General features: G+C 65.4%; 20 protein-coding genes, 1 pseudogene and 1 riboswitch. Of the genes and pseudogenes, 9 read left to right on the forward strand and 12 right to left on the reverse strand.

Features of this window, described 5'->3' with window-relative positions:
• Positions 1-20: 20 nt before the first annotated feature.
• From T8S45_RS02535 to T8S45_RS02555, 5 genes are all read right to left on the reverse strand, one after another.
• Positions 21-416, reverse strand: coding sequence for a hypothetical protein (locus T8S45_RS02535; protein WP_322294556.1), 396 nt, complete (start codon positions 414-416; stop codon positions 21-23).
• Positions 413-1,375, reverse strand: coding sequence for a malate dehydrogenase (gene mdh, locus T8S45_RS02540; protein WP_322294557.1), 963 nt, complete (start codon positions 1,373-1,375; stop codon positions 413-415). The genes T8S45_RS02535 and mdh overlap by 4 nt, the downstream gene beginning before the upstream one ends.
• 272 nt (positions 1,376-1,647) lie before the next feature.
• Positions 1,648-3,597 (reverse strand): putative bifunctional diguanylate cyclase/phosphodiesterase, encoded by a 1,950-nt coding sequence (locus tag T8S45_RS02545; RefSeq protein WP_322294558.1) that lies wholly within the window; start codon positions 3,595-3,597, stop codon positions 1,648-1,650.
• 132 nt (positions 3,598-3,729) lie between these two features.
• Positions 3,730-4,044, reverse strand: coding sequence for a hypothetical protein (locus T8S45_RS02550; RefSeq protein ID WP_188641487.1), 315 nt, complete (start codon positions 4,042-4,044; stop codon positions 3,730-3,732).
• A gap of 129 nt (positions 4,045-4,173) precedes the next feature.
• Positions 4,174-5,277, reverse strand: a complete 1,104-nt coding sequence (locus tag T8S45_RS02555; RefSeq protein WP_322294559.1) for a cell wall hydrolase — start codon at positions 5,275-5,277, stop codon at positions 4,174-4,176.
• A 67-nt stretch (positions 5,278-5,344) separates the two neighbouring features.
• A riboswitch (cobalamin riboswitch) is annotated at positions 5,345-5,555 on the forward strand.
• A 92-nt stretch (positions 5,556-5,647) separates the two neighbouring features.
• Between T8S45_RS02555 and T8S45_RS02560 the strand changes: the two genes are divergently transcribed.
• From T8S45_RS02560 to T8S45_RS02575, 4 genes are all read left to right on the forward strand, one after another.
• Positions 5,648-7,555, forward strand: a complete 1,908-nt coding sequence (locus T8S45_RS02560) for a TonB-dependent receptor plug domain-containing protein (protein WP_322294560.1) — start codon at positions 5,648-5,650, stop codon at positions 7,553-7,555.
• A gap of 95 nt (positions 7,556-7,650) precedes the next feature.
• Positions 7,651-8,427, forward strand: a complete 777-nt coding sequence (locus tag T8S45_RS02565; RefSeq protein WP_188643078.1) for a helical backbone metal receptor — start codon at positions 7,651-7,653, stop codon at positions 8,425-8,427.
• A complete protein-coding gene (locus T8S45_RS02570) occupies positions 8,428-9,381 on the forward strand; it encodes a FecCD family ABC transporter permease (protein WP_322294561.1) in 954 nt (317 codons plus the stop codon).
• Positions 9,381-10,139: an ABC transporter ATP-binding protein gene (locus tag T8S45_RS02575; protein WP_188641490.1), complete on the forward strand. Its 759-nt coding sequence runs from the start codon at positions 9,381-9,383 to the stop codon at positions 10,137-10,139. The genes T8S45_RS02570 and T8S45_RS02575 overlap by 1 nt, the downstream gene beginning before the upstream one ends.
• Positions 10,140-10,192: 53 nt before the next feature.
• Here T8S45_RS02575 and T8S45_RS02580 read toward each other — a convergent pair whose 3' ends face one another.
• The 4 genes from T8S45_RS02580 to thpR form a co-directional block, all read right to left on the reverse strand.
• Positions 10,193-12,364, reverse strand: coding sequence for a M3 family metallopeptidase (locus T8S45_RS02580; protein ID WP_373282518.1), 2,172 nt, complete (start codon positions 12,362-12,364; stop codon positions 10,193-10,195).
• Positions 12,365-12,579: 215 nt separating this feature from the next.
• Positions 12,580-13,290, reverse strand: coding sequence for a hypothetical protein (locus T8S45_RS02585; protein ID WP_322294562.1), 711 nt, complete (start codon positions 13,288-13,290; stop codon positions 12,580-12,582).
• Positions 13,265-14,248 carry a lysozyme gene (locus T8S45_RS02590; RefSeq protein ID WP_229658072.1) on the reverse strand — a complete coding sequence of 328 codons (984 nt, stop codon included), beginning with the start codon at positions 14,246-14,248 and terminating at the stop codon, positions 13,265-13,267. Before T8S45_RS02590 ends, T8S45_RS02585 begins: the two co-directional genes overlap by 26 nt.
• 199 nt (positions 14,249-14,447) lie before the next feature.
• Positions 14,448-14,984, reverse strand: coding sequence for an RNA 2',3'-cyclic phosphodiesterase (gene thpR / locus T8S45_RS02595; protein WP_322294563.1), 537 nt, complete (start codon positions 14,982-14,984; stop codon positions 14,448-14,450).
• Between the two features lie 160 nt (positions 14,985-15,144).
• Between thpR and T8S45_RS02600 the strand changes: the two genes are divergently transcribed.
• Positions 15,145-15,720, forward strand: coding sequence for a hypothetical protein (locus T8S45_RS02600; RefSeq protein WP_229658073.1), 576 nt, complete (start codon positions 15,145-15,147; stop codon positions 15,718-15,720).
• 172 nt (positions 15,721-15,892) lie between these two features.
• On the opposite strand, the pseudogene T8S45_RS02605 reads toward T8S45_RS02600, so the two are convergent.
• Positions 15,893-16,036 (reverse strand): annotated as a pseudogene (locus T8S45_RS02605) (2'-5' RNA ligase family protein); the annotation flags it as partial.
• Between the two features lie 116 nt (positions 16,037-16,152).
• Positions 16,153-16,737 carry an Hsp20/alpha crystallin family protein gene (locus T8S45_RS02610; RefSeq protein ID WP_188641492.1) on the reverse strand — a complete coding sequence of 195 codons (585 nt, stop codon included), beginning with the start codon at positions 16,735-16,737 and terminating at the stop codon, positions 16,153-16,155.
• 258 nt (positions 16,738-16,995) lie between these two features.
• On the opposite strand from T8S45_RS02610, the gene uvrA reads away from it, so the two are divergent.
• Positions 16,996-19,935 carry an excinuclease ABC subunit UvrA gene (gene uvrA, locus T8S45_RS02615; protein ID WP_322294564.1) on the forward strand — a complete coding sequence of 980 codons (2,940 nt, stop codon included), beginning with the start codon at positions 16,996-16,998 and terminating at the stop codon, positions 19,933-19,935.
• Between the two features lie 153 nt (positions 19,936-20,088).
• On the opposite strand, the gene T8S45_RS02620 is transcribed toward uvrA, so the two are convergent.
• A complete protein-coding gene (locus T8S45_RS02620; RefSeq protein ID WP_322294565.1) occupies positions 20,089-21,303 on the reverse strand; it encodes an ATP-binding protein in 1,215 nt (404 codons plus the stop codon).
• 186 nt (positions 21,304-21,489) lie between these two features.
• Here T8S45_RS02620 and T8S45_RS02625 point away from each other — a divergent pair, with 186 nt between their 5' ends.
• The 3 genes from T8S45_RS02625 to T8S45_RS02635 all read left to right on the forward strand — a co-directional run bounded on the left by T8S45_RS02625 (position 21,490) and on the right by T8S45_RS02635 (position 23,354).
• Complete coding sequence (locus T8S45_RS02625; RefSeq protein WP_322294566.1) at positions 21,490-21,630, forward strand: hypothetical protein; 141 nt, start codon at positions 21,490-21,492, stop codon at positions 21,628-21,630.
• A gap of 74 nt (positions 21,631-21,704) precedes the next feature.
• The gene (locus T8S45_RS02630) at positions 21,705-22,196 is read left to right on the forward strand and encodes a hypothetical protein (protein ID WP_322294567.1); all 492 of its coding nucleotides are present in this window, start codon (positions 21,705-21,707) and stop codon (positions 22,194-22,196) included.
• A gap of 81 nt (positions 22,197-22,277) precedes the next feature.
• On the forward strand, positions 22,278-23,354 hold the full coding sequence (locus tag T8S45_RS02635; protein WP_322294568.1) for a hypothetical protein: 1,077 nt from the start codon (positions 22,278-22,280) through the stop codon (positions 23,352-23,354).
• Positions 23,355-23,396 lie beyond the last annotated feature (42 nt).

Consider the following 23,396-nt stretch of genomic DNA (forward strand, 5'->3'; position numbering starts at 1 on the left):
CGTGACTGTGAATTGGATGGTTAGTTCAGGCCAGCCGAAGGGCTGTCCGGATAGATGATGCATTTGTCGTTTTGCCCATCGTCAAACATGGGCAGATACTTGCCGATTCCCTGTGCCTGGGCGAGAGAGTTGGACAGCGCCTCGGCTTCTTCGGCAAACGGAGTGGGCATCGAGCAATAGATAAATGATGGCGTGAAACTATACTCGATGCACTTGTTGCTGCTAGGAGTAGCGCGCGTGATATCTGGGAATTCGGCGATCATCGCATCGTACCAACTCCGAAGTTTTTCGGCCAATTCCGAAGGTTCGAAAACTGATTCCTCGATCAAGTCCATCTGAGTTTCGAACCAACTCCTGAAGGCCTGCGGCTCGGACGGCGCAGCAGTTGGATCGAAGACGGCGAAATCGACGCTCATTTCAGGCTCTCATCCAGCTCCTTGCACGCTTCGAGCAGCTCCTCGACCGCGTCGGTCGAGACCTTGAGGTTGCTCTTCTCTTCGTCCGACAGTTCGATCTCGATCACCTCTTCGGTGCCGCCCGCGCCGATCACGGTGGGGACGCCGACGTAAAGACCGTCGAGGCCGTATTTGCCTTCGACATAGCTGGCGCAGGGAAGGATGCGCTTCTGGTCGCCGAGATAGGCTTCGGCCATCGCGATCGCGCTGGTGGCGGGGGCGTAATAGGCCGAGCCATTGCCGAGCAGGCCGACGATTTCGCCGCCGCCCTTGCGGGTGCGGTCGACGATTTCATCGATGCGGCCCTGGTCGACGCCCTTGATCTTGGCGAAGTCGTTGACCGGGATGCCGTTGACGGTGGTGTAGCTGGTGACCGGGACCATGGTGTCGCCGTGGCCGCCGAGCACGAAGGCGTTCACGTCCTTGACCGAGACGTCGAATTCCCACGCGAGGAAGGTCGCGAAGCGCGCGCTGTCGAGCACGCCGGCCATGCCGACGACCTTGTTGTGCGGCAGGCCGGAGAATTCGCGGAGCGCCCAGACCATCGCGTCGAGCGGGTTGGTGATGCAGATCACGAAAGCATCGGGGCAGTTGTTCTTGATGCCTTCGCCGACCGCCTTCATCACCTTGAGGTTGATGCCGAGCAGGTCGTCGCGGCTCATGCCGGGCTTGCGCGGCACGCCCGCGGTGACGATCACCACGTCGGCGCCGGCGATGTCGGCATAATCGTTCGAACCGGTGATCTTAGCGTCGAAGCCCTCGACCGGGCCGCACTGGCTGAGATCGAGCGCCTTGCCCTGCGGCATGCCCTCGGCGATGTCGAACAGGACGATGTCGCCCATTTCCTTCTTCGCTGCGAGGTGGGCGAGGGTGCCTCCGATCATGCCGGAGCCGATGAGCGCGATCTTCTTGCGTGCCATAGTGGGTAGGCCAGTCCTTCCGCCGCGGGTCAGGCGAGGGTGAAGGGGGCTTCCGGCCCGTCCCGCGAATGGGCGAGGCCCCGAGATTTGCGCGCGGATTACCGTCCGATCCGGGCGAAAGCAACCGCCTTCGCCCGACTATCTTTGCAACTGGTTTGCAATAGCAAGAAGAGGTTTCGCGGGCGTCCGATCTGGCAACGGGGCGCACGGCATCGGGTTCCGGACAGGCCTGGTCCGGCGCGCGTCATTCGGCAGGATGTGTGCAGGTCGCGTCAGCTTGCGACGCGCTGGTCCTGGTCGGTCGTCTGTTGCTCGCGGGCGAGCAGCATCGTCGCCAGGTAATCGGGCACCGCGCGGCTGAAGTAATAGCCCTGGCCGAGCGTACAACCGGCCTCGCGCACCGTGCGGACCTGTTCGATCGTTTCGATCCCCTCGGCGACGATCTCCATCTCGAGCGTGCTGCCCATTTCGGAGACCGCGCGGATGATCGCCTCGCTCTTCTTGCCGACATGGCTGCCCGAGACGAAACTGCGATCGACCTTGATCTTGCCGAACGGATATTTGTGCAGATAGGCGAGCGACGAATAGCCGGTCCCGAAATCGTCGAGCGCAAAGCGGACTCCGGCCTGCGAGAGCTCGGCGATGAAGGCTTCGGTCGTCTGGTCGTGGTCGACCAGCACCGATTCGGTGATTTCGAGTTCGAGCCGGTGCGGATCGAGCCCCGCTTCCTTGAGCGCGGCGAGGATTCCCAACGCGGCGCCGGGCGTGCGGATCTGCAGTGGCGAGAGATTGACCGCGAGCGTGACATGTTCGGGCCAGTGCGCCGCGATTTGCGCGGCCTGTGCGAGGATCCAGTTGCCCAGCGTCACGATCGCGCCGGTCTCCTCGGCCACCGGGATGAATTCGTCGGGCCGCATTTCCCCCTTTTCGGGGTGGAACCAGCGCACCAGCGCCTCGAAACAGCGAATCCGGCCGGTCTCGAGGTCGACGATCGGCTGGAAGAAGATCGACAATTCGTCGCGCTGGACCGCTTGGCGCAATTCGGCCTCGATCTCGCGCCGGCGCACGAGGTCGCGGTTCATCGACGGGTGGTAGAACGACATCTGGTTCCGGCCGTTGACCTTGGCGTGATACAGGGCGAGGTCCGCCGCCTGCAGCAGCGGCTCGAGGTCGCTGGCGTCGTCGGGCAGCATCGCGATGCCCATCGAGGCCCCGATCTCGATCCGCTCGCCGCGGAAGCGATAGGGCCGGGTAAGCGCGTCGAGCAGCTTGACCGCCATCTTCTCGACCTCGTCGCGGCGATCGGCTTCGAACACAACGATGAATTCGTCGCCGCCAAAGCGCGCGATCGTCGCGGGTCCGGGCGCTTCCTCGCGCAGGCGCCGCGCGACATTGGCGAGGACCTTGTCGCCGACCTGGTGGCCGAGCGTGTCGTTGACGAACTTGAAGCGGTCGAGGTCGACCCACACCAGCGCCAGCTTGCGGTCGTTCGCGATGTCCATCAGCGCGGCGGTCAGGTGGTGATTGAGACCGGCGCGGTTGAGCAGCCCGGTGACGATGTCGGTCCGGGCGAGCTTCTCCATATTGTCGGCCAGGCGGCGGCTCGTCTCGGCCGCGGTGATCGAGCGCTTGAGCACGTCGAACACGTCCTTGATGATCGACACCATCGCCGGGATGCAGAGCAGCAGGCCCAGCGCCGTCATCAGCAGCGGCAGGCTGCCAACATAGACGCAGGCGGCGACGACTGGGAGCAGCGACAGGCAAAGCTGGCCGATCGCGATCACCGGTCGCCCGGCGTTTCGCGCGGCGATGCCGACCCCGTAGACCGCGGCATTGGCGAGCAGCATCAGCTGGATTGCGGTGCCGAAATTCATCAGGATCGCGTAGGCGGCGATGATGCCAGTCAGGCCGGAAAAGGCGAACGCGCCGATTTCGTAGACCACTTCCATGCGGCGCGGCGCGACGAATTTCATCTTCGGCAGCGCGAGGCCGAGCGCGATCCGGAACACCGCCACCAGCAACAGCACGGCCGTCAGGAGGGTGAGCGTCCGGTCCTGCGTCACATAGGCCCCGACCGAACTCGTCGCCACGCCGTTGCAGGCCCCGATGATCAGGCTCGACGGGCGCGCGTAGAGCGTGTCGACCAGCGTCTTCCGAATACGCGAGTCAACCGCGGTGCTGCCCCGCCATCTGCGCCAGTAGGATTCGAGCGCGCTTACCATCGGAAGCCTGTTTCCATCACCGGTCGGCTATGGCAGCGAACTTTCAAACAATAGTTAATGTGGGTCTGCGCCCAAGGCCTAACGCGGCGTTTCACACTCAAGATGGCATTGCGCGATTTGGTTAATGCGGCACTAGGCTTCGCGGCGGGCGTCGTCCTCGCGAGCCGCGACGGCTCCCGCCATCCGCGCATCGAGCAGGCGGCAAATTCCGAGCCAGTGGTCGTAAGTCTCTCGATCGCCGCGGAAAAAGGCGTCCTCGGCCTTTTCCCGAGCGGCATCGGCAGCACCGAGGCCGTGGCGCGCGAAGTGCTTGAGCGCCGCGCGCAGCAGTGCGTCGCTTTCGGCGGTGGCGGCGCCGTCGTTCGCGGCAAAAGAAGATATCTGCGTACCGAAGAACCGGTCGAGCGAGCGGCGCCCGCCCTTTGCAGCGCTGAATCGGATCGTCAAAATCTATCTCCTGGCACGTCCGGGCCGCGCTCGCCTTATGCGAATCCGGCGGGTCGGGTGCGTTGGAGAATCGCCTAGCCTCAAGGCCTGAAGCCTTCGTCTCGCGGGATGGTTAAGCGGCCATTTACCCTAATCTTCGGAGGGCTTGGCGGCAGGCGTGCGCCAGCGTCCGCTGTCGCGATATTCGGGGCGTACCGTGCCACCCCCGGGCAATCGGTCGTCGCGCGGGGCGGGTGACGCCGAGGGCGCCGGCGCGGGGTCTCCGGGGCGCCGGTCGAGCGCACGCGGCGCGGGCGGGAGTCGATCGTCGGTTTGCGGGGGCGCGGTCGAAGCAGGCGCCACTTGTGGCAGGTCATCGAGCGGGTCGGGCATCCGCGAATCGTTCGCCCGGACCGCCGAGATGGTCGGTTCGTCGCCGCGATAGTTTGTCGCGAAGGCGCGCAGTCTGCCGGCGCTGCCGGGCAGGACGTAGAAACGGTGCGCGCCGATCACCGTCAGCGTCGCGAGCCGGGGCGCCCAGTAGGGGTTCACCGCCAGCGTGTGGTAATGGGTCGCAAGCCCGGCCGGCGCATGGACGTAGCCGGAAAGGGCGGCGCGGGCGATGTCCTGCGCCTTGTCCCAGGCCGAGCGCGAGGGGCGCCGCGCGAGGCTCCCGTCGCAGGTGAAGCTGAACTGGCACCCGGTCTTGCGCGTGCTGCCCTGGAACACCACCCCACAGACCGTGCCCGGCCAGGAGGCATGTTTGACCCGGTTGAGCACGACCTGTGCGACCGCGCGCTGGCCGCTGTCGGATTCGCTCGCGGCCTCGTAATAGATTGCCTGCGTGAGGCAGGTCAGCGCGCGGCGCTGGTCGGTCGCCGATCCCGCGCGACGGAAGGCGGCGGCGATGGCGGAGGGAGCGGAAGTGGCGCCTTCGCCCCCGGCGTCGGGAGCCGCCACGCTGTCGGCCTCGAGGTAGTAATAGGCCGACCCAGGGAAGTTCCAGCCTTCACGCTCGAACGGCATCCGCGCGACCACCGGGCCGCTGCCCCCAGCGGGAATTTCGGTCACCGCGCCCCAGCGCATGTCCATGTCGGTCGTTGCGGCCAGCGCGGGTACGCCGATCGCCACCAGCAGCGCGAGCCCCCAGCGCGGATCGATCCGGCGGCGCGCGGCCTTGCGCCGAGCCGCAATCTCGGCCCGCCGCATGGCGATATCGACCCGGTCGCGGGGCCCTGTAACGCGCGCATCCATGCTGCCGCCTTAGCCCAGCTAAGTTAACATTGCAGCGTCTCTTGTGCGCTGCGGAAGGCGGCGCTAATCGGGGCCCAGCGTCATAGGTTGTCCCGCGCCAAGGAAGACTTGGGGCCGGACCGAAGAGGGAAGGAGGTGTGAAACCTCCGCTGCCCCCGCAACTGTGACCGGGGAGGCCGTTCCCGAGATGCCACTGCCGCGTGCGCCTGCACCGGTGGGAAGGCGGGAAAGGCCGGCGATCCGGGAGTCAGGAGACCTGCCTGCGACGTGTCGTTCCGCGGCCGGGCGGGGTGTACCGGAAGCAGGCGAGAGCCGCGATCTTCGCGCGCTTTCCGTCATGAGCGATATGTTCGCGAATGACGGAGGAATAATGCGTAAATTTCTGTTTTTGTTGAGCGTTTCGGCGCTACTTCCCAGTATTTCCCAAGCGCAGGAAAGCGCGGCACCGCTCGTCGAGAGCGATGGCGCGGACGAGGATGCGCGCACGCTCACAATCACCGGCGACGGTTTCGCGGCGAGCACCGAGCTGACCGGCGAGAGCGTCTCGATCCTCACGCGCAGCGAGATCGAAGAAGTGCAGGGTGCCGATATCGTCCGCGTGCTGACCCGCACGCCGGGCGTAGCCGCGAGCCGCAATGGCGGGGTCGGCAGCTTCACCGGCATACGGCTGCGCGGGGCCGAGGCAGAACAATTGCTGGTGCTGGTCGACGGGGTGCGGGTGGCCGATCCGGCAGCGCCTGGTGCGGGATTCGATTTCGGGAACCTACTGCCCGGCACGGTAGGCCGGATCGAATTGCTGCGCGGATCGAACTCGACGATCTGGGGCAGCCAGGCGGTCGGCGGCGTGCTGCTGGTCGAAGGGCGCGAGTTCGACGGGGCGGAGGCGAGCGTCGAATACGGCGCACGCGATACGCTCTATGCGACCGCCGCGCTCGGGCTCGAAGGCGAGCGCTACGGGCTGACCTTCTCGGGCGGCCATTACGACACCGAGGGGTTTTCCTCGGCCGCCGCCGGAATCGAAGCCGACGGCTACCGCCAATGGCAGGCGGGCGCTCGCGGTCGCTTTGCGCTGACCGACACGCTCGACGTGGTCGCCAGCGCGCGCCATGCAGACAGCCGGCTCGAGATCGACGGCTTTCCTGCACCCGCGTTCACGCTCGCCGACACCGCGGGGTTCCAGGAAACGCGCGAGAGCAGCGGACGGATTGGCCTCGACTATGGCGGAGAAAGGCTGAACCTCACGGCGTCGTTCTCGCTCTCCGACACCGACCGCGACACCTTCGATCCCGGCTTCGGCACCGAACCGAGTTTCTCCACACAGGGCCGCAGCGAGCGTGCCGAACTGCGCGGGCGCTATTTCCTCAAGCCCTATGTCGTCGCGATCGCCTTCGGTGGCGAGGCCGAGTGGAGCCGCTTCTCCTCGAGCTTCGATCCGCAGCAGGACGCCGAGATCGTCGGCGCCTATGCCCAGCTCGAATATCGCGTGCGGCCCTTGGTGCTCAATCTCGGCGTCCGGCGCGACGAGCATGACCGCTTCGGCGGCGCGACCAGCCTTGGTGCCGATGCCGCCTGGTTGCTCGGCGATGGCTGGAGCGTGAAGGCCAGCATGGGCGAGGGCTTCAAGGCGCCGACGCTGTTCCAGCTCTATTCGGACTACGGCAACGCCGCGCTCGAGCCCGAACGCAGCGTCAGTTACGATATCGGAATCGAGAAGGGCGCGCGGCGTTCGGGCCGGTTCCATTTCGCCGTGACCGCATTCCAGCGCGACACCGAAGACCAGGTCGATTTCGTGTCGTGCTTCGGCGTCACCGGCGGGATCTGCACCGATCGCCCGTTCGGCACCTACGACAATGTCGGGCGGGCCCGCGCGCGCGGCGTCGAAGCCGAAGCGACCGTCGGCCTGTGGGCGAAATTCGAGGCCGGCGCGGCCTACACCTATCTCGAGACCGCGAACCGCACGCCGGGTTCGGCCAATTTCGGCAACCGGCTCGCGCGCCGTCCCGACCATGCGCTGACCGTGTGGGGCGACTGGCGCACCCCGCTCAACGGGCTGACGCTCGGGTTCGACATCCGCATGGCGTCGGACAGTTTCGACGACGCAGGCAATTTCAACGCGCTCGACGGCTACGCTACCGCCGACCTGCGCGCACGCTACGATCTCGGCCCGGTCGAACTGTTCGGCCGGATCGAGAATGTGGGCGACGCGCAATACCAGACCGCCGCCGGCTACGCGCAGGCCGGGCGCGGCGCGTTCGTCGGGGTGAGGGCGGGCTATTGAGGATTGCTTTCGCCTCGCCGTCCCCGCGCAGGCGGGGATCCAGGGCGGCCTGGCGCGCGCTCCTGCTCTGGATTCCCGCCTGCGCGGGAATGACGATGGGGTGTGTGGAGGTACCGCAACCGGAAACCGAAGAACTCCGCATCGTCAGCCTCAACCCCTGTTCCGACGCGATCCTCGCCGAGATCGCGCCCGACAAGCTCGCTGCGGTCTCGCATTACAGCCACGATCCCGCCGCCAGTTCGTTGGACGTGCGCGAGGCGCGCCGCTGGCCCGCCACGGCTGGGACGGTCGAGGAGATTGCCGCGCTCGATCCCGACCTCGTGGTCGCCACGACCTTCCTCCCGCCCGCCACCGCGCAGGCGCTCGAGCGGCTCGGCTACCCGGTCGCGCGGATCGGGATCACCGCGACGGTCGAGGAAAGCATTGCCCAGATCCGCGAGCTGGCGGCGCTGGCCGATGCGAAGGATGCGGGCGAAGCGCTGGTCGCCGAAATCGAGGACGCGCTGGCCGCTGCCGAAGGTGCGGGCGATCCAATCCCCGCGCTGGTGTGGCAGGCGGGCGGGATCGTTCCGGGAGAGGGGACACTGATCGTCGACCTGCTCCGCCGCACAGGTTTCGCCCACGCCGCCGCCGCGCGCGGGCTGGGGCAGGCCGACCGGCTCGGGCTCGAAGCCGTGCTCGCCGATCCACCAGCGCTGATCCTCGCCGCCGGTTCGCCGACCGCGGAGGAAGACCGCGCGCTGTTCCACCCGGTGATCGACAGCGCGGGCATCGAGCAGCGGCGGCTCGCCTCGAACCTGCTCTATTGCGGTGGTCCGACGATCATCCGCGCGGCCGAGCGGTTGCGGGCGATCAGGGAGGGTATCGGCTGAATGCGCCGCCCGGTCCCGATCCTCCTGCTTGCCATCGCCCTCGCACTGCCGCTCTCGCTGCTGGCAGGGAGGGTCTGGCTCGATCCAGCCACCACACCCAATGCAACGGTGATCCTAGCCGAATTGCGCCTGCCGCGCGGGGTGCTCGCGTTGGTGGTGGGCGCCGGGCTGGGCGCGGCGGGGGCGGCGATGCAGGGCTATCTGCGCAACCCGCTCGCCGATCCGGGCCTGTTCGGGATCGCGCCAGGCGCGGCGCTCGGCGCGGTGCTGAGCTTCTGGCTCGGCTATGCCGCGCAGCCCTACGCGCTTCCGGCCTTCGCGCTGGTCGGCGCGGGCGGGGCGATGGCGCTGCTGTCGCTGATCGCGGGACGCGGCAATTCGGTGTTGCTGTTCACGCTTGCGGGAATGATGATCGCCAGCCTCGCGGGTGCGCTGATGAGCCTCGCGATCAGCCTTGCCCCCAATCCGTTCGCGATGAGCGAGATCGTGACCTGGCTGATGGGCGCTTTGACCGATCGCAGTTGGAGCGATGTCTGGCTCGCCGCGCCGTTGATCGTGATCGGTATCGCGTTGTTGCTGCTCGCCGGGCGCGGGCTCGATGCGCTGACGCTGGGCGAGGAAGCGGCGCGCAGCCTCGGGATGGAGCCGCGCGCGCTGCAATGGCTGCTGATCGGCGGGGTGGGCCTGACCGTGGGGAGCGGCGTGGCGGTCGCCGGGATCATCGGCTTCGTCGGGCTGATCGTGCCGCACCTGGTGCGCCCGCTGACCGATCGCCGCCCGTCTTCGCTGGTCGTGCCGAGCGCGCTCGCCGGCGCGCTGCTGGTGCTGGTGGCCGACATGCTGTGCCGCATCCTGCCGCTGGCGAGCGAGTTGCGGCTCGGGATCGCGCTGAGCCTGATCGGCGCGCCCTTCTTCCTTGCGCTGTTGCTGCGCATCCGCCGCGAGACCGTGTGATGCTGTGCGCGGACAATATCACGCTCGGCGATCGCCTGGACGGGGTATCTGCCGGGATTGCGCCGGGCCGGATCACCGCGATCTGCGGCCCGAACGGGGCCGGCAAGTCGAGCCTGTTGTCGGTGCTCGCGGGCTTGATCGCGCCAGATGCTGGCGCCGCCGAGCTGGACACGACGCCGATTGCCGACCTTTCGCCGCGGGCGCGGGCGCGCGCGATCGGTTACCTCCCGCAAACGCCCGAGGTGGCGTGGGACGTCACCGTCGAGACGCTGGTCGATCTCGGTCGCTTGGCGTGGCGCGGGGGGCCGCTGGCGAAGCGCCGTAGCGGTGGCGCCGATGATGCCGCCGCGATCGAGACCGCGCTCGATGCGATGGAGTTGCAGGATTTGCGCACCCGTCCGCTCTCGCGCCTGTCGGGCGGCGAGCGCAGCCGGGCGCTGATGGCGCGGGTGCTGGCGGGTGCGCCGCAGTGGATCCTCGCCGACGAGCCACTCGCCAATCTCGACCTTGCGCACCAGCTCGCGCTGCTGCGGCTCCTGCGCCGCGAAGCCGATGCCGCGCGCGGCGTGGTGCTGGTGATGCACGACCTTGCGCTGGCGATGAACCATGCCGACGAGGTGCTGGTGCTCGACGAGGGGCGCCGCGTCGCGCTGGGCGAGCCCGAAACCGCGCTCTCCGAAAACGTGCTGCGCGAGGTCTGGGGCGTCGATGCCCGCTGGGTCGGCGAGCCGGGCAGCCGCGCGCTGGCACTTCGCTAGATACGAAAAGGGCGGACCCGCGGGCCCGCCCTTCGTTCCGGTTGCGATGCGGCTTACTGGCCGCTGTCGCCGACTTCGGCCGGGCCGTCATCGGCCACTTCGCTGTCGACCGCCTCGTCGCCACCCGCGAGCAGGCCGCGCGCTTGCAGCATCGGGGTGACGTCGGGCTGACGACCGGCGAAGTTCTCGAACATCTTGAAGTAGTCCATCGTCCCGCCGCGGCTGAGCACGGTCTTGCGATAGTGATCGCCGTTGGCGCGCGTCAGCCCGCCATTGTCGAGGAACCACTTGCGGCTGTCGCGATCGAGCATCTCGGTCCACAGATAGCTGTAGTAACCGGCCGAATAGCCTGCCGGCGAGCTGAAGATGTGGTTGAAATAGGTGCTGCGATAGCGCGGCGGGACGAGGTCGATCTCGAGCCCCAGTTCGGTCAGCGACTGGCGTTCGAACGCGTCGACCTTGGCCGGCGTGTCGAGCGCGGCGGCTTCGGCCGGCGACAGCGCGGCCCACTTCATGTCGAGCAGCGCCGCGGTCACGACTTCACCGAAATCGTAGCCCTGGTTGAACTGCGCCGCAGCCTCGATCTTGTCGATCAGTTCGGCCGGGATCGTCTCGCCGGTCTGGTAGTGCTTGGCGTAGTTCGACAGCACCGAGGGATAGGTCGCCCACATCTCGTGGACCTGGCTCGGATACTCGACGAAGTCGCGCGCGGTCGCGGTGCCCGACAGGCTCTCGTACTTCTGGTCGGCGAAGAAGCCGTGCAGCGCGTGGCCGAATTCGTGGAACGCGGTGTTGACCCAGTCGAAACTGACCAGCTGCGGCTCGCCCGCCGGGGCCTTGGGGATGTTGAGCACGTTGTAGATCACCGGCTTCGTGCCCCAGAGATAGCTCTGGTCGACGAAGTTGCTCATCCACGCGCCGCCGCGCTTGGACGGACGCTGGAACGGATCGAAGTAGAACAGGCCGAGTTCGCTGCCGTCGGCGTCGAACACGGTGTAGGTCCACACGTCTGGGTGGTAGACGGGCAGGTCGGTGCGACGCTCGAAGGTCAGGCCGTAGAGCTTTTCCGCCATGTAGAAGATGCCGTCCTCGAGCACCTTGTCGAGCTGGAAATACTCCATCACGGCGTCTTCATCGAGCTCGTAACGCTCGGCCTTCACCTTGTTGGCGTAGCGATACCAGTCCCACGGCTGGACGTCGAAATCGCCACCTTCGGCTTCGATCATCTCGTTGAGCAGCGCGGCTTCGCGGCGCTGGGTCGCGGCCAGCGCGGGGACCATCTGGCCCATGAAGTCGAGCGCTGTGTCGGGCGTCTTCGCCATGCGATCGTACATGGTGTAGCTGGCCCAGTCGTCCTCGCCGAAGATCGCGGCCTTCTCGGCGCGCAGTTCGGCGATCCGCGCGATCAGCATCCGCGTGTCGATATCGGTCGTGCCGTCGGCGCGGTTGTAGCTGAGCTTGAACAGCTTCTCGCGCGTGGCGCGGTTCTCGAGGCTCGGCAGGAGCGGCTGCTGCGTCGTGTTCTGCAGCGCGATCGCGAACTTGCCCGGATAGCCTTTCTCGGTCGCGAGATCGGCCGCGGCCTTGATGTCGCTGTCGGACAGGCCGGCGAGTTCCTCGCGGGTGTCGACGATCAGCGGCTGTTCGCTCATCGCGGCGCGCGCGGTCTGGCCGAATTCGGTGGTGAGGGTCGAAAGCTCGGTGTTGATCTCCTTGACCCGCTCGACCTGGGCGTCGGTCAGCAGTGCACCGGCGTGGACCATGCTGTCATAGGTGTTCTCGAGCAGGGTCGCGTCCTCGGGCGTCATGCTCATCGCGGCGCGGTTGTCGTAGACCGCCTTCACGCGGGCGAAGAGTTCGGGATTCAGCGTGATGCTGTCGCCATGGGCCGACAGGCGCGGGCTGATCTCGGTGTTGATCTCGTCGAGCCGGTCGGTGGTGTTCGAACCCGACACGGCGAAGAAGACGCGGCCGACGCGGCCGAGCATGCGGCCCGACTTCTCGAGCGCGACGATGGTGTTGTCGAAGGTCGGCGCGGCGGGATTGTCGATGATCGCCTGCACTTCGGCCTTCTGGATCGCCATGCCCTGCTCGAAGGCGGGGATGTAATCGTCTTCCGAAATCTTCGTGAAATCGGGGGCGAGGAAGGGCAGGTCGCTGTCGGACGCGAAATAGCCGGTGCCTTCGGGGATGTTCACGGCGGTGACGCCGGTGTCGCCGTCGATCGTGGCGGTGGTTTCGGTGCTGTCGATGCCGCTGCCGTCATAGGTGGCGCAGCCGGCAAGCAGCGCGGCGGAGGCGGTGGTGGCGAGTAGGCGGTAAAGCAAGAGATTCTCTCCTGGAAATTGGACGGACGAAATGTAGGGGTCCGTCGCTTGTTAGATGGTCGCGCTTGAACCGCAGATGTCCGACGGATTCAAGGGTAAAGCTCGGCGCGGGCTCAGCCCGACTGTCTCGAAACGCCGTTCTCGCCCGCCTGCGCCTTGGCGCGCGCGGCTTCGGCGGCTTCCATGATCGCCTGGCGGTTGACGGTGACGATGCGCGGGCGGGAGCCGGGTTCGTCTACGACGAGCCACAGCGAACCGAGTTCGAAGAAGCCGCCCTTCTGTTCGGGGACGACGGTCATCTGCGACAGGTCGATCCGCTGGAGCATCGCCATGGTCGCGCCGTCGAAGACCTCGTCGAACACCGCGTCGACCGTCTGCGGGTCGGCGAGAGCGCGCCGATTGCCGTCATTGTCGATGTAGATCAGCGGGATGTCGACCTCGCGCAGCATGCGGGCCTTGTCGCCACTGCCGGCGGCATCGCGGATCGACGCGATCGCGCGTTCGAACTGGCTTGGGCTGGTGCCGGTGGCACAGGAAATCGCGCCACCCTCGGCCTGGTCGTGTGCCCGGTCGAAGGCGATGTCGCGTTCTTCCTGGGCCTCCCAGACGACGAGCAGGCAGTCGTCGGCATCGGCGACAATCTGCTCGACCACTTCGGCGTCGGTTTCGGGGACGGAGGCAGCGACAGCGGGGAGGTCGGTCCCCTTTTCGCCTTTCCGCATCTCGTCGACCACCCCGCAGGCGGTCAGCGAGAGCGCAGAAAACGTCACGAAGACCGAACCGGTGTATGAACGCCAATCACGACTGTTCGCGAGGATCTTCATAGCTCGCCTGTTCGAAGATGGCGACGCGCCGCTCGCTGCGGAATTCGAGCCCGCGCGCCTTCTTGCCCGCAGCAGTGGTGTAACGCAGTTCATCGGCGATCGTCTCGTAGTCTCCGGCGGCGATCGCGGCATTCAGGCGCGGCGATTCCTGCGCGGATACGTTTCCTTCTCCGACATTGTAGACGAGGTCGAGCAGCGCGTCGAATTCGTGCTGGTAGATTGGCAGGTCGCCGACGAGGCGGCGGACGCCTTCCTCGGCAATCGCGAGATCGTCCTCGAGGAAATCGAGTACCCGGTCGTAACTGATCCGGTCGCCGACGCTCAGCCCGTCCTCGGAGCGAATGAGGTGGCCGACCCCGACGGTCGGGTAGCCGGCGACGTCGCGATAGACGGTCTGGCGCACGCCTTCCTCCTCGATCAGGGCCTGCTTGAACGCGTCGCTCGCGCCGATCTTGGCGGCGTGGACGCGATAGCGGGTCGCGTCGACCGAGACGTCCTGGATCACCGGCACCGACTTGGTGCGGAGTTCGGGCCCGGTCGCCGCGACGGTGCTCAGCGTCATCGCGCCGAGCCCCATCATCAATGCCGCGCGCTTGCGGCCCGATTTGCGCGGCTTGACCCCGAAGGTCTTCTGCGCGGCCGCGCGGGCGCGCTGCAATTCGCTGCGGTGGCGATAGCGTTCGCCGAGGTCGCGCACCATGTTGTGCGCCTTGGTCTTGGGGCGATTCGCACCCGACGCATTGGCCTTGTTGGCCTCGTCGAGCGAGGTGTCGATATCGCGCAGCAGCTTGTCGAGCGCCGCCTTGCGCCGCGCCTTCTCGTCATCGGACCGCGCCGCGGTGGCGGGGCGATTGACGGAGGCTTTCGTCGGGGAATGGGTCGGTTGACCGCCCAGTCTGTCCCGCGACGCGGGGTTGAGGGGATCGCCACCCGAGGTGGCGGATTCGATATAGGACATCGGGTCGTATCTTTCTGTCTGCGTGGGAGCCCGAGCGCCCGCCCTGCCGGCGGCGCATCGAGGCCTCCTGTGCTCTTGTCTGTTCAACGGATGGGGAGGGGCATCGGTCCTCGCTTCGTCGTGCGAGTCCGTGCGGTGGTCGCTATTCGCTTGCTGCCCTGCGGCGCGGAAAAGCGATCCTCCAGCCTGAGGAATGTCTTTAGTTTACAAGCCGATACTGTACGACGGGTGTATAGACCGCGCCGCTTTCGGCGAGCTGGCTTTCATACAGGACGAAGCGTTCGACCGGCCATTCGGGGGCGGTGAGCCGCCCGTGGCGTGCGAGCCAGCCGTCGATCGGCCCGCTCGAGGCGTTCAACCGCGCGATCGTGACATGCGGCACGAACTTGCGGGTTTCGGGGGGCAGTCCGGCCGCGCGGCAGGCGCGCTCGACCCGGCGTTCGAGGATGGCGAGCCCTTCGCTCGGCTCGAACGCCGCCCACAGCGCCGAGGCGCGGCCCTTTCTCGCGAAATGCCCGACCCCGCGCACCTGCAGCGCGAACGGCCCGGCGCGCACCTCCGAAAGTGCATCGGCAAGGTCGTTCGCCTGCGGGCTGTCGACCTCGCCCACGAAGCGCAGCGTCAGGTGCAACTGCTCGTCCCCCTGCCACCGAGCGCCGTCGAGCCCCTCCATCGTATCGATCAGGACATCGCGCACGGGCTCAGGCGGGCGAAGGGCGACGAAGAGGCGGTGCATCGGGATCACCTAGGACCAGCCTCCGTGAACGTCCAATCCCGCGTCGCGGAAAGCCGGGCCAGGCCCGCGCGTCGCCTGGATATGCTATGCACCCATGCGCGGAGTCGCAAAGGCTTCGCCACCTCGATCGGGTCGCGCTTCAATCGAAGGGAAGTCGATCATGAGCGGATGCACAGGCCAATGCCGCGAGCGGGAATATCGATACAAGAAGGACCGGGCTGAACGGATCGTGATGCAGGTCAACGAAAACGTCCGTGTGATTCCGGGCGAAAACGAGAGCCAGCAGGAGGCCGAGCAGCGCTGTCGCGACGCAGTTCGCCCCACCGCCGACGAACGGGAGGCGGCGGCCCGGCGTGTGCTCGCCCAGTATCCGGAGACCGAGCGCCAAGTTTGTAGCGCGGAGGGCGATGAGACCGGGGGGCGCTGCAAATGCCTCTTCGGCCGTTGGGGGGAATTTCTTCCCGAGGACGAGAGCCGGGTCGTCGACGGCCAGACCGTGACCGAAGAGAAATGGGAAGCGCGTCGTATCCACGCGACCTTTGAACGCGGCGACTGCAAGTTCCGGGTGTGGGGCCACGTGCAGGTGAAGGTCCGCGAGCGGTTCGGGATTTGTCTCGACAAAGAGCTTCACGAAAAAGTCGCCTACATTCCCGAATGGGGCGTGGACCTCGACGACGAACGTCTCGCACATCTCTCCCAGGCGTCGCGGGAAAAGATTCTCGCCAAGCTCGGCTGAAGCACCCGACCGGCGCGGGGGCAGTCCGTCCCTCTCGGGCGGATCCCCGCACCCGCGGCGGGCTCGTCAGAAGAGCTGGATGGCCCGGATCGACTGCTGGCTTCCGATCAGCAGGTGAATAGGTCCCTCGACGAGGTTGGCCACAGGTGAAGTTGGCGCATCGTGGCCGGGATCGGTCGACCGCGCCAACATAGCGTAAGGTCAGGTGCAACTGCTCATCCCCCCGCCATCGAGCGCCCTCGAGCCCCTCCGTCGTATCGATGAGGGCGTCGCGCACGGGCTCGGGCGGGCGCAGGGCGACGAACAGGCGGTGCATGCGGATCAGGTCGGCCCAGCCTCAGTGAACGTCCAACTTCGTGGAGCGGAATGTTCCGGTGGCGAACCAAATGGGCGGCCCTCACGGGCCGCCCACTGAGGGTGGTTGCTATGCGCTCAGGCGTCTTCGTTTTCGCGCTTCTTGTTCTTCTCAGTCTGGTTCGAGGATTGGTCCTCTTGGTCGATCAGCGCCTGCTCGGCGCGGTTGTCGCCCGTGCGCTTCTTCCCGCCGCCGAGTTCGATCTTCCGACCGCGGGCCTTCTCTTCGCTCTTGGGCAGGGTGATCGTCAGCACGCCGTCTTCGAAGTCGGCCGAGATCTCTTCCTCGTCGACATTCGAAGGCAGGGTGATGCTGCGTTCGAACCGTCCGTAGCTGCGCTCGCGATAGCCGGTCCCGTCGTCGTCGCGCTGGCTTCTCTTTTCGCCGGAGATCGTCAGCACGCCCTCATTGACCGTGATATGGATGTCGTCGCGCTTGACCCCCGCCAGCTCGGCGGTGATCTCGATCTGGTCGTCGTCCTGATGGATGTCGAGCATCGGGCTGGTCATGGTGGCGGTCGTGCCGGTCCCGTCGCCGTCCTGCTCGAACAGGTCGTCGAACAGGCTGTTCATCTGGCGATGCAGGTCGAACAGCGAGCCGCCGCCGAGGCGCGAGCGAGGTGTCATGCCGCGGCGATAGGGGGTGAGGTATCGGAATGCCATGCTGTCTTCTCCTTTTGCTATGCGCCCCCCGGCACGCCGGAAATGGGGAACAGACGCGCCTGGAGCCGCCGTTGATGTCGGGTGCAAAACGCATGACCGCGCCACGGTGTTCCGGACGGCGCAGCGGTTTGGGAGGTGTCGCGTGCCCTGTCTGCCATCGCCGTTTGCAATCGACCGGCCTGCACCCACATGGGCGTCGGATACCCCAGCATCGTCGCCCCTTGACCTGCGCGAACAATTCAGGAACACGCATCCCCCATGGCCCTTACCAAGATTTCCGTCAAAGGCGCGCGCGAGCATAATCTCAAGGGCGTCGATATCGACCTGCCGCGCGATGCGCTGATCGTCATCACGGGCCTGTCCGGCTCGGGCAAGTCGAGCCTCGCTTTCGACACGATCTATGCCGAGGGACAGCGGCGCTACGTGGAATCGCTCAGCGCCTATGCGCGGCAGTTCCTCGAGATGATGCAGAAGCCCGATGTCGAGCATATCGACGGGCTCAGCCCCGCGATCTCGATCGAGCAGAAGACCACCAGCCGCAACCCGCGCTCGACCGTGGCGACGGTCACCGAGATTTACGACTATATGCGCCTGCTGTGGGCGCGGGTGGGGGTGCCCTATTCGCCCGCCACCGGAGAGCCGATCGAGGCGCAGACGGTCTCCAACATGGTCGACCGGGTGATGGAATTGCCCGAGGGCACGCGGCTCTACCTGCTCGCGCCGGTCGTTCGCGGGCGCAAGGGCGAATACCGCAAGGAGCTCGCCGAATGGCAGAAGGCCGGCTTCACCCGCGTGCGGATCGACGGCGAGATGTACGCGATCGAAGAGGCCCCCGCGCTCGACAAGAAGTTCAAGCACGACATCGAGGTGGTGGTCGATCGTCTTGCGGTGAAGGAGGGGCTGGAAACCCGCCTCGCCGACAGTTTCGAGACCGCGCTCAAGCTCGCCGAGGGGCTCGCCTATGTCGACCTCGCCGATGGCGTGGTGCCGGGGCGCGAGGATGAAAGCGAGAGCGGCGGCGCGATGAAGGGCGCGGGCATTCCCGCCAACCGCATCGTGTTCTCCGAGAAATTCGCCTGCCCGGTCTCGGGCTTCACGATCGAGGAGATCGAGCCGCGGCTGTTCTCGTTCAACGCGCCGCAGGGGGCCTGCCCGACCTGCGACGGGCTGGGCGAGAAGCAGCTGTTCGACCCGCAGCTGGTCGTCCCCAACGAGGCGCTGACGCTCAAGAAGGGCGCGGTGGTGCCGTGGGCCAAGTCCAACCCGCCGTCGCCCTATTACATGCAGGTGCTCGCCAGCCTCGCCGCGGCCTATGATTTCGACCTCACCACGCCGTGGAACGAGCTGAGCGAGGAGGCGCGCAGCGTCATCCTCCACGGCACGCGCGGCAAGCCGGTGCCGCTGACCTTCAAGGACGGGCGCAAGCAGTACACGGTGAAGAAGCCGTTCGAGGGCGTGATCGGCAATTTGAACCGCCGGTTGATGCAGACCGAGAGCACGTGGATGCGCGAGGAGCTGTCCAAGTTCCAGACCGCGCAGCCCTGCGAGACCTGCGGCGGCAAGCGATTGAACGAGAAGGCGCTGGCGGTGAAGATACCCGGCCCTCCGGAGGTCGACAACGGCACGGTCGATATCGCTACCCCGACCAAGATGAGCGTCGCCGCGGCGAAGGACTGGTTCCTCAAGCTCGACGATCATCTCAACGAGCAGCAGTCGCAGATCGCGCGCGCCATCCTCAAGGAGATCAACGAGCGGCTGGGCTTCCTCGACAATGTCGGGCTCGATTACCTCAACCTCGATCGCACCTCGGGCACGCTGAGCGGCGGCGAGAGCCAGCGCATCCGCCTCGCCTCGCAGATCGGCTCGGGCCTCAGCGGCGTGCTCTACGTGCTCGACGAGCCCAGCATCGGCCTCCACCAGCGCGACAACGACCGGCTGCTCGAAACGCTCAAGCGGCTGCGCGATCTCGGCAACACGGTGATCGTGGTCGAGCACGATGAAGACGCGATCCGCCAGGCCGATCACGTGGTCGATCTCGGCCCCGGCGCGGGCGTGCGCGGGGGCGAGGTGGTGGCGCAGGGCACGCTCAAGCAGGTGCTCAAGGCCAAGAACTCGCTCACCGCGGACTACCTCACCGGCCGCCGCGAGATCTCCGTCCCGAGCGAGCGCCGCAAGGGCAACGGGCACAAGCTCACCGTCCACGGCGCGCGCGCGAACAACCTCCAGGACGTCACCGCCTCGATCCCGCTCGGCACCTTCACCTGCGTCACCGGCGTTTCGGGCTCGGGCAAGTCCTCCTTCACCATCGACACGCTCTATGCCGCCGCCGCGCGGCACTTGAACGGCGCGCGCGTGGTCGCGGGCGCGCACGACAAGGTCACCGGATTGGACCATTGCGACAAGGTGATCGAGATCGACCAGTCGCCGATCGGCCGCACCCCGCGCTCCAACCCCGCGACCTATACCGGCGCCTTCACCAATATCCGCGACTGGTTCGCCGGCCTGCCCGAAAGCCAGGCGCGCGGATACAAGCCCGGCCGCTTCAGCTTCAACGTCAAAGGCGGCCGCTGCGAGGCGTGCCAGGGCGACGGGCTGATCAAGATCGAGATGCACTTCCTGCCCGACGTCTACGTCACCTGCGAGGAATGCGGCGGCAAGCGCTACAACCGCGAGACGCTCGAGGTGAAGTTCAAGGGCCACTCGATCGCCGACGTGCTCGACATGACGGTCGAGGACGCGGAGACCTTCTTCAAGGCCGTCCCCCCGATCCGCGACAAGATGCACATGCTCAACGAGGTCGGCCTCGGCTACGTCAAGGTCGGCCAGCAGGCGACCACGCTATCGGGCGGCGAGGCGCAGCGCGTGAAGCTCGCCAAGGAACTCAGCAAGCGCAGCACCGGGCAGACGCTCTACATCCTCGACGAGCCGACCACCGGCCTGCATTTCGAGGACGTGCGCAAATTGCTCGAAGTGCTCCACCGGCTGGTGGACCAGGGGAATTCGGTGGTGGTGATCGAGCACAATCTGGATGTGATCAAGACGGCGGACTGGATCCTCGATCTCGGCCCCGATGGCGGGGTGCGCGGGGGCGAGGTCGTGGCCGAGGGGACGCCGGAAGAGGTGGCCGGGACAGAGGCGAGCTATACCGGGCGGTATTTGCAGCCGATGCTGGACCGGGCGAAGCAAGCCGCCGAGTGAACGTAATCGGTCGATAGCCTGCCCCGGGAAACGTAACTGTGCAAAGCAAATTAGATCATGGGGAGTATGGCATTCTGGACCTCAGTCCTGACAGCGAAATACGCTACAGCCGTTGCTTCCAATGCGACATGAGGAGTCGAGCGAGTAAATCACTTATCTGATTTTCTCGAGCGGTATCATTCCCTCCGCGACCCCTCGGATAATGACATAAGTTCTCATCAAAGGATTATTGAAACGATAGCGGAGTCGTTTCGCTTGCCCAGTTCTCTCAATAATTTTACCACGATTTTCCGAAGAAAATTCTTTTAAGTGTCGTGCAAAATTTGGAATATCGTAAGACTGTCCGGTGACCTCCCGCAATGGAGATCTTACATCAGCAGCTGCAAAGTATCCAATCTCATCGACTTCTGCGAGAGCACATGCCAGCAAAACTTCCCTAAAGATGTTTTTCTTTTGAACGCTGGTTGTCGCTTTCACGTAGTCAGTTTTGATTGAAGCTTGCCATTCATCAAGAGCTGTTTGAATGCCGATGCTAACATGCCCTTTATTTACATTCGCATCGTTATTCGTGATCGCTTCTTGGAAGGAATGAAGCGCAATCAAGTGAGTGATGTAAGGTAGACCCTGAGAAAGCTTTACGATCTGTTGGCGCGCAGGATTCTCGATCGCCATTTCAAGTCGCGCGGCCCCGGTATCGATGATTTGACCAATCTCAACGGAAGACATTCGTGGCATAGGAATTTGTACAATAGCGCGTTCAATAGATTCGTGCTGCGCAATGAGATCGCCAATAAAATCAGCTACCCCTACAACTAAAACAGTAATATCGTAGTTATTATCGGATAATGATTTTATTGTATCAGAAAAAGGTAAGGTAAGAGTTGATGATGCTTGAAAAACACGATCGAATTCGTCAAATATAATAAACAGACGTGCGTGCTTTTTTAATCTTTGAAGGGCGTTTTCTACGTCATCTGAGGTGAGTTCCTGAGGAAGAGTTTCAGCAAAGCTGCGGGTGTTTATGGAAGTCTCTGAAAGAAATCCTACGCTTTGACTTTTTTCGGAAAAAGTAATTTTCGAAAACGCTCGTCGCCAAATCGTTGAATACGTATCGTTGCTGTTGCAAGTAACTTTGAGGGCGATAGTCTCAGAGTTCCAGATCGGTGCAATTTGTTCTGCCACATTTGCTAGCGAAGTTTTCCCAACCCCCCGCTCGCCATATAGTACGGCGTGGGTCCCCGGGGATTCGACAGCGCGCTGGACCTTGGCGAGTTGATCAATTCTGCCCGAGAAGAGCTGGCGCTGATTAACCGGCGACCGCGGCGTAAATGTCTTGTTGAGTAGGTCGTGACGTTCTGCAAATTCCACAGGAGTTTCTCCGAGTTTCAGCGTCTTTCTCGCTCTGATTGGCATCAATATCAACAAGCGATTTTTCGCCGGTCCAACCTTTATGATCTCGCCCCGAATGTGCTTGATACTGACCGTAACCCCGTCCTACACGCCCCACACGGTATAAATAGTCCGGTTCCCCAACGTCCCCGCACGAGGTGAACCATGAACGCTCCCACCCAAATCACCCCGAACCTCCCCGCGTTGCTCTCGGGTTTGCCGAAGGACGATCCGCGCAAGCCTGGTGTCGAGTTCACGCGCGCGGTGCAGGTCGTGTTTCTCGAGGCGCTGGCGGTAGCGAATTAGGGCCGCCAAATGCATCTGGTGCAAAACCATGCTACGCAGGGCCCAGTAAGAGGGTGGCGCTGCGGAGAAATCTCATGAAGCGAATCCATTTGCTTGGCGTGATAGCCGGACTGATTTTCGGGGTGCTTGTGGTCCCGCCGATCCTCTCCGGAGGACAGGAGGCGCGCGCGCAGACCGGTGCGGCCTGCGATGCCAGCAAGGTCATCGGACGATGCTATGCAAACGCGTCGGTCGAAGGACGGTGGCTGACGCTCACATCAAGCAGCGGCAAATGTTCTCGGGTCGATTGGACACGCAATGGGCAACCTCAAACGGCAGTTTTCAGGGGCGGCGTCGAACGGATCGAACTGCTCGGCCAGGGTGTGGGCGAAATCGCAGTGCAAAGCTGCTCGATTCTCGAAACGCTCGACGAAGCGCGGTACGACGAGCCCGAATTGCGCGAGTTTAACGGGCGCTGCATGATGGAAGACCAAGACTACGGCACAGTCGTGGTCAGGGCGCGCTCGCGGGCCGAAGCGGTGCCGCTGGTCGAGCGCGAGTGCTATCGGCGCTTCAACGGCGGGTGACGCTCACGGATCGCGATGCTGTCCTACACGCCCCCTTCGGTATAAATAGTCCGGTCCACTCCTGAACAAAGGAACCGGACCATGAACGCCCCCACCCATATTACCCCGAACCTCCCCGCGCTGCTCTCGGGCTTGCCGGAGGACGATCCGCGCAAGCCTTGTGTCGAGTTCACGCGCGCGGTGCAGGTCGTGTTTCTCGAGGCGCTGGCGGTGGTCGGGTCGGTGCGGGCGGCGGCGCGCAAGGCGCGGGTCTCGCACCAGACGGTCTATCGCGCGCGGCGGGCTTGCGCCGATTTCCGGCGCTGCTGGGAGGCGGCGCAGTTGCAGGCGCTGGCGCGGGCGGAGGACGTGCTGGCGTGTCGCGCGATCGACGGGGTGGAGGAGACGGTCTTCTACCATGGCGAGGAGGTCGCCAAGCGGCGGCGCTACGATGGGCGGCTGCTGCTCGCCCATATCGGGCGGCTCGACAGATTGTCCGAGCGCGCCGAGGTGCGCGCGCTGTCGGACGAGTTCGACGCGGCGATGGCGGCGTTCGGGGCAGGGGAGCCCCTACCGGGGGTGGAATTGCCTGTAACCGGCACTCGCGAACCGGCGGACCCGCGCGACGGCGGCGAGGGCGATCCGGCGGCGGCGAGCGGGGGCGAGGGGGCGGATTGCGGTACCTCTCCGAAGGGCGCAGAGCCATCCGGTAAAAAAGGTCCTGGACAGTGTAACACCCGGTCCATCGCCCTCGACGCGATGCGGCGGCAGGACTGGGCCTCGCCTGCCTTCTGGGCGCCGGTGCAGTGGCGCGATCCCGATTACGACAAGGGCTGGCGCGCGCGGGTGGCGGAGATGCTCGAAGCGCGCGAGGCGTTGGCCGAGGAAAGGGGGACGGGAGAAGTGGCGGCGGGGGACCCGGTGGTGTTCGAGCTGCTCGCCGAGCCCGCGCCCGAACCCGACGACGCGGACGGCGCGCCGCAGGACGCCACGCTCGAGACGCTGCAGGCCTGTATCGAGCAGCAGGTGCTCGCCTTCGAGCGCGGGACGCCCGAATGGTGGCTGGTCGATGCCTGGGGCCACATCCGCCAGGACGTGCAGGCCGAGTGGGCGCGCGACGTGGCGGAATGCGCCGCGGATGAGGCGGAAGCCGGGGGTTGCAACATTGCTGTCACATGAATAGCACCGTCGGCGGGACTGAAATGGCCGGGGAGAAAAGCG

The organism is Pseudoblastomonas marina, assembly GCF_034374265.1.
In the GTDB taxonomy this organism is placed as follows: Bacteria; Pseudomonadota; Alphaproteobacteria; order Sphingomonadales; family Sphingomonadaceae; genus Alteriqipengyuania_A; species Alteriqipengyuania_A marina.

Excerpts from the sequence above, each read along its gene's own strand:
- T8S45_RS02535 (WP_322294556.1), bottom strand. The coding sequence starts at position 416 with ATGAGCGTCGATTTCGCCGTCTTCGATCCAACTGCTGCGCCGTCCGAG.
- mdh (WP_322294557.1), bottom strand. The coding sequence starts at position 1,375 with ATGGCACGCAAGAAGATCGCGCTCATCGGCTCCGGCATGATCGGAGGC.
- T8S45_RS02545 (WP_322294558.1), bottom strand. The coding sequence starts at position 3,597 with ATGGTAAGCGCGCTCGAATCCTACTGGCGCAGATGGCGGGGCAGCACC.
- T8S45_RS02555 (WP_322294559.1), bottom strand. The coding sequence starts at position 5,277 with ATGGATGCGCGCGTTACAGGGCCCCGCGACCGGGTCGATATCGCCATG.
- T8S45_RS02560 (WP_322294560.1), top strand. The coding sequence starts at position 5,648 with ATGCGTAAATTTCTGTTTTTGTTGAGCGTTTCGGCGCTACTTCCCAGT.
- T8S45_RS02565 (WP_188643078.1), top strand. The coding sequence starts at position 7,651 with ATGGGGTGTGTGGAGGTACCGCAACCGGAAACCGAAGAACTCCGCATC.
- T8S45_RS02570 (WP_322294561.1), top strand. The coding sequence starts at position 8,428 with ATGCGCCGCCCGGTCCCGATCCTCCTGCTTGCCATCGCCCTCGCACTG.
- T8S45_RS02575 (WP_188641490.1), top strand. The coding sequence starts at position 9,381 with ATGCTGTGCGCGGACAATATCACGCTCGGCGATCGCCTGGACGGGGTA.
- T8S45_RS02585 (WP_322294562.1), bottom strand. The coding sequence starts at position 13,290 with ATGAAGATCCTCGCGAACAGTCGTGATTGGCGTTCATACACCGGTTCG.
- T8S45_RS02590 (WP_229658072.1), bottom strand. The coding sequence starts at position 14,248 with ATGTCCTATATCGAATCCGCCACCTCGGGTGGCGATCCCCTCAACCCC.
- thpR (WP_322294563.1), bottom strand. The coding sequence starts at position 14,984 with ATGCACCGCCTCTTCGTCGCCCTTCGCCCGCCTGAGCCCGTGCGCGAT.
- T8S45_RS02600 (WP_229658073.1), top strand. The coding sequence starts at position 15,145 with ATGAGCGGATGCACAGGCCAATGCCGCGAGCGGGAATATCGATACAAG.
- T8S45_RS02610 (WP_188641492.1), bottom strand. The coding sequence starts at position 16,737 with ATGGCATTCCGATACCTCACCCCCTATCGCCGCGGCATGACACCTCGC.
- uvrA (WP_322294564.1), top strand. The coding sequence starts at position 16,996 with ATGGCCCTTACCAAGATTTCCGTCAAAGGCGCGCGCGAGCATAATCTC.
- T8S45_RS02625 (WP_322294566.1), top strand. The coding sequence starts at position 21,490 with ATGAACGCTCCCACCCAAATCACCCCGAACCTCCCCGCGTTGCTCTCG.
- T8S45_RS02630 (WP_322294567.1), top strand. The coding sequence starts at position 21,705 with ATGAAGCGAATCCATTTGCTTGGCGTGATAGCCGGACTGATTTTCGGG.
- T8S45_RS02635 (WP_322294568.1), top strand. The coding sequence starts at position 22,278 with ATGAACGCCCCCACCCATATTACCCCGAACCTCCCCGCGCTGCTCTCG.